Origin of the sequence: Moorena sp. SIO3E8, from assembly GCF_010692445.1 — a bacterium.
Classification (GTDB): Bacteria; Cyanobacteriota; Cyanobacteriia; order Cyanobacteriales; family Coleofasciculaceae; genus Moorena; species Moorena bouillonii.
In genome coordinates this window covers 1-4742 of the sequence record NZ_JAAHHM010000260.1, presented here as the reverse complement: position 1 = coordinate 4742, position 4742 = coordinate 1, and the positions used below count along the sequence as shown (strand labels likewise).

General features: G+C 44.2%; 5 protein-coding genes and 1 pseudogene. 1 reads left to right on the top strand and 5 read right to left on the bottom strand.

Annotated features, from left to right (window positions below):
- Positions 1 to 106: 106 nt before the first annotated feature.
- On the bottom strand, positions 107 to 1273 hold the full coding sequence (locus F6K46_RS38320) for a transposase (protein ID WP_293068332.1): 1167 nt from the start codon (positions 1271 to 1273) through the stop codon (positions 107 to 109).
- Positions 1274 to 1686: 413 nt separating this feature from the next.
- Positions 1687 to 1824: a hypothetical protein gene (locus F6K46_RS38315; RefSeq protein WP_293068329.1), complete on the bottom strand. Its 138-nt coding sequence runs from the start codon at positions 1822 to 1824 to the stop codon at positions 1687 to 1689.
- Between F6K46_RS38315 and F6K46_RS38310 the strand changes: the two genes are divergently transcribed.
- Complete coding sequence (locus tag F6K46_RS38310; RefSeq protein WP_293068327.1) at positions 1823 to 1957, top strand: hypothetical protein; 135 nt, start codon at positions 1823 to 1825, stop codon at positions 1955 to 1957. The genes F6K46_RS38315 and F6K46_RS38310 overlap by 2 nt on opposite strands.
- On the opposite strand, the gene F6K46_RS40500 is transcribed toward F6K46_RS38310, so the two are convergent.
- From F6K46_RS40500 to F6K46_RS38295, 3 genes and pseudogenes are all read right to left on the bottom strand, one after another.
- Positions 1918 to 3549: a CHAT domain-containing protein gene (locus tag F6K46_RS40500; RefSeq protein ID WP_366510882.1), complete on the bottom strand. Its 1632-nt coding sequence runs from the start codon at positions 3547 to 3549 to the stop codon at positions 1918 to 1920. The two genes, F6K46_RS38310 and F6K46_RS40500, sit on opposite strands and share 40 nt — an antisense overlap.
- Positions 3550 to 3672: 123 nt before the next feature.
- Positions 3673 to 4116, bottom strand: a pseudogene (locus F6K46_RS40495) (tetratricopeptide repeat protein); the annotation flags it as partial.
- A gap of 24 nt (positions 4117 to 4140) precedes the next feature.
- A partial coding sequence (locus F6K46_RS38295) for a tetratricopeptide repeat protein (protein ID WP_293118035.1) occupies positions 4141 to 4742 on the bottom strand: 602 nt, incomplete at its 5' end.

The window sequence follows — 4742 nt, the reverse complement described above, 5'->3', positions numbered from 1 at the left end:
TGTCACTCGGATTTCGCGAGGGTTGGTATCTCACCAACATGGTTATCAAGTTATCAAGGTTTCTTACCTTGTGGCTAATCCCCCAAATCCTTATGGGATAAGGTTTCTAGCCAACGAATCGCACTGACGGTGTCCATCCTGCGGGTTTTTCACCATGTTTTGGGAGGCTGTCGTCATCTAAGTAAGACGCTTTGCTGGTATAAGACTCTTCAGTGATTGTTAGTTTAATGCCATACTCGGGGCAAAGTTGTTCGAGTCTGTTGATTAATCTTTTGGTCGGGATAGCTACAAAGTTCTGGTTACCCCGCTTCCCCATATTTGATGAATCTTTTTGGCGCTCATTCCAACCAATAATTAGATTTCCAATCCGATCAATAAGACATCGGTTAATAATAAACCTGGCTGCCTTGTTTATCGCATCTCGCATCTGATTGTTACGCTTTCGTTGTACCCGATCTAGATTAGAGTCCCAGTAAAAATCTGGTTTTCCAGTTTTATACTTGGCGACTAATCTGGCGTAACCCTGATTCATAGACTTAAGTTTTCGACCATCAATGATCAGACTTTTTCCATGGGTCGAAACTCCAGTCACCCAATTGTCTCCACCATGATCGAAGCTCCATGCCTGGGAGTAATCTAGATGAGGATTATGCTCAACGGGTTGCTTGCCGTCATCGATCACCCAGTCTACCCACAATTGACCCAAGTATGGGCGAATTGTGACTTCTTTTATCCAATCTGGGTCTATGAATTCTGGCGGATCTAAAGTTATTTCTGTTAAAAGTTCTGGTTTGCTTTCTTTGCTGATAGACGGGTGAAATAGGCCGTTTTTATAAGTTAAAGCTTGTCGGGGAAATGTTAGAGCAGCCAGACCACCTTTCTTGCGGTATCTCAAAAGTCTTGGTCTGTCTACTTGTCCTTTGTAATAAAGTCCGACTAACTGGTTGTAACTACTAATTGACTCCGCTACAGACTTAAGAGTTTGCTGCGCAGACTGAGCAGCCATGGCTTTGTAGTGAGGGTTCTCTTTGAGTTCTTTACACAAATCGGCATATTTCGTAGCACATTTGTAAGTCTTCCAGCCGTACCTAATATCGTCTTCTATCCAATAAATCGTTAAAGCTTCTGTTTGTTGCTGCAACCAACTATAGTGCTTTTGTTTAGCGTGATATACAGCACAATTCCATAGACTATTAGCTTGTTGGCATTGGAACAACCAAAAAGCGTTTTCTTCATCTGTAAATGTCGCTTTTATTGGAACTGTTTTGTACATAAGGCTATCACATCATTATAGATATTATGACATATCTTAAGAGCAAAAGTTCCTCACTTTCACCGGCGCAGCGGGATAAATCCCGTCGTGTCCGTTTCATCCCGGAGACGAAACCTGTTTATTAGGGCAGTCTTAGAACAATAACCATTACCCTTTAACTCATAGCCTGCCGACTATAAAGACTGCCCTATTCTTGCGGTAACTTCTAACCCTCCTTAAAAGAGAGGGGCTCTCACGTTCGGTGGATTTTTTGGTAGTGTGGTCACGTTTGGATAGTTGAATGCGATCGCGTACGCACCAAAGACTAGTGAAAATCACCAAACTGTTTTTGCCCGCCGGAAAATTCTAACGGGCATTTTGCCCGTTCCACCGGAAAATTCTAACGGGCAATATGCCCGTTCCACCGGAAAATTCTAACGGGCAATATGCCCGTTCCACGCAGTAATGATGCCCGTTCCACCGGAAAATTCTAACGGGCAATATGCCCGTTCCACGCAGTAATGATGCCCGTTCCAGGCACTAATGGGGTGTGGGGTAGCTTTAGCATGCATGCCTATTCCCTATTCCCTATTCCCTATTCCCTACACCCTAAACCCTACTCCCTACACCCTACACCCTACTCCCTACTCCCTACTCCCTCTAGCTCACAACCAATTTCCCAGCAAAATAAAAGCCGACCAGTAAAGGGGGTGATTAAATTGCTCGCTCTGCAACAGCTCCAGTTGAGCAAGACGCAGAGCTTCTGCCTTGGTAACCTGGCCTGTGGCTAAGCTCTGATAAAACCGAGTCATTAACTCTGTCGTGGCTAAATCCCCGACATACCAGAGACTGGCAAGGGTACTGCGTGCCCCCCCACGCACGGCTACTCCAGCCAATCCCAAAGCGGCTCGGGAGTCTCCTTTGGCGGTTCGACAAGCACTGAGGACGAGTAATTCAATGGGATTTTTTTGCTTTTGATCGGCTGAGATCAGAGTATTTAACTCATTGAGATTGATCACGTCATCCCAGGTCAGGAGAAAGGTTTCTTCAGCTACTGAACTAAATTCACCATGAGTGGCCAGATGAACGATTTCGTAATCAGAGGTATTAACTTCTGTATTGAAGTTGGATTCAGTAAAGGACTCATTGAGTAGAATCAATGAGGGAACTTGAGCCATGATATTTTCTAATTCCACCTTTACCCCAGGAAGTGGGTCTAATTTGGGACGATGGGGACGAACTTCCCCCACTCCAGCACTTAGAACCGAAACGTTTTCTCTGACTAAAGCTTGAGAGTCGATTAATTGTAAACTAGGTGCTACCGCAATACTGTATTTCTCGATGGAATAGCGTTCCCCGTCATAAAGTACGGACATGGGAATATTGCGCAAAGCCCCATCGGGGATAAATACTAAAGTGCGAATGTTACTCTTCGCTAGTTCAGCTTCAATCGGACCAATGAACCAGTCATTTATTGTTTCTAAGTTTTCCTTTGTGACCACTCGCCAACCCGTATTAATAGTTGTCTTTACCGAAGCCAGTTGTTGTTCTATTTTTGTTTTGGGTAAGTTAGTGGTGATCTGGCGCAGGGGTTGTCCGGGCAAAGTTACAATTACTTCCAGGCGGTCTGGTAAGATAATGGTATAGAAGATAGCCGCGTTGGGGTCAATTTCGTCGATATTAACGGGTTTAGCATCTAAACAAGCATCCCGAAAGAAGTTGTCTAGTTCTGCTAGTTGTAGGGATTCAATTACATCTCGTGCTTGTTTGAGGTTTTCTTGAGATGCATTGGGTTCCAGCAGTAGTCCTACTAATTCTCGGTAGACTGGTTCAACGCTTTCTCGAAACCCAAACTGAATATCGCTACTAATCGCGACTAGGTCGCTACGGATAGATTTGAGGGTTTGCACCGATTGAGAATAGGCAGCGATCGCGTTTTTCTGATCCTGTTTTAGATTGAGGATTCTGCCCAGTTGCCATTGCCATTGATAGGCTAAATCGGGAGCCTGGATTTCTTGAGCAATTAGTAACGCTTTTTCGGTCAAGTCTTCGGCTTCCTCAAGACGTGATTGCTGTTCGTATAACCTGCCCAAGTTACCAATAGCTTCAGCTTCCGCTCGTTTATCTCCTAAATTCCTAGCTAGCTTAATAGCATCAGCGAGATGAGTAGCAAGGGCGTTGGGAGTTGTGAGTTGGGAGTTTTGAGTTTTTGACAGAGTCTTGGCTAGATTAATTCTAGCATTGATTGCTGTTTTACTGGGAGATAATGTGGTTAATGTATACTCTATAGCTGGCAATAATGCTCTAGCTTGTGACCACTCTTGTTTAGATATCTCTTGTTTAGATATCAATACACTCAGTTGATTTAATTGCCCTTGAATCTTAAGATCAGGTAAGGGAGATTCCTTGACAACCCGTTCATAGAACTCTATTGCGTCTTCTGTGTCTCCTTTTAATCTAGCGGTATTTCCTAAACTGAGCAGATTGTCAGCAATCAACGTCTGATATCGTAAGTTTTCTGCTATGGCTAAACTTTGTTGTAAAATTGCTTTAGAGTCTTTGAATTTCCCGACTCGGCGCAGCACATCACCTAGGTATTGGAGGGCGGTACTTTTGAGGGCGGTATCCGGTTGGTTTTGGAGAGTTTCCTGGATTTGACTTAAGGTTTTAGTCGCTTGATTATACAACCCTAATACTCGGTAGGCTTGCACCTGGTAAATCTGACTTTCTGTTAATCTAGTTAAGTCTCCGATTTCTTGATAGATAGCACTGGTTTGCTGCCAAGTCGATAAGGCTTTTTCCCCCTGACCTAGAGATAAGTATACTTGTCCTTGCACTTCTAGGATTTGCGCTTGTAATTGTTGACGTTCTTTGGGATTAGGAAGTTTTTATAGTTGGGTAAAACTCTGGGATAGTGTTTGTTTAGCTTGGTCTATGTCTCCCAAGGTTTGATAAACTAACGCTAGATTTACTAAGGAATTAATTTCACCAATAATGTCCCCACTATCGCTGTAGTTACTAATAATTTGCTCCAACAACGGGATAGCCTCTTGGTATTGACCTGTTTCATAGAGGTGTTGGGCTTGTTGTTCTGGAGAATCGGAAATCGGGAATCGGGAATCGGGAATCGGGAATCGGGAATTGGGAGTCGGGAGTCGGGAATCGGGAATCGGGAATCGGGAATCGGGAATTGGGAGTCGGGAGTCGGCTGTGATGATTTTAGAATTTGATAATGCTTTACCCGATGGTAGGAAGCAGGTTAATGCGATGGCAATTACAAATGATAGTTTTTTCATAATAATTAAGGGAATCGGGAATCGGGAATCGGGAATCGGGAATCGGGAATCGGGAATCGGGAATCGGGAATCGGGAATCGGGAATCGGCAAGAGGGAATCCGGAATCGGGAATCGGGAATCGGGAATTGGGAATCGGGAGTCGGGAATCGGGAATCGGGAATGGGGGATCGGGAATAGGGAATAGGGAAACGGG

Bases quoted from the DNA above. Each gene is read 5' to 3' on its own strand.
- F6K46_RS38310 (WP_293068327.1), top strand. From the start codon at position 1,823: ATGCCTATTCCCTATTCCCTATTCCCTATTCCCTACACCCTAAACCCT.
- F6K46_RS38320 (WP_293068332.1), bottom strand. From the start codon at position 1,273: ATGTACAAAACAGTTCCAATAAAAGCGACATTTACAGATGAAGAAAAC.
- F6K46_RS38315 (WP_293068329.1), bottom strand. From the start codon at position 1,824: ATGCATGCTAAAGCTACCCCACACCCCATTAGTGCCTGGAACGGGCAT.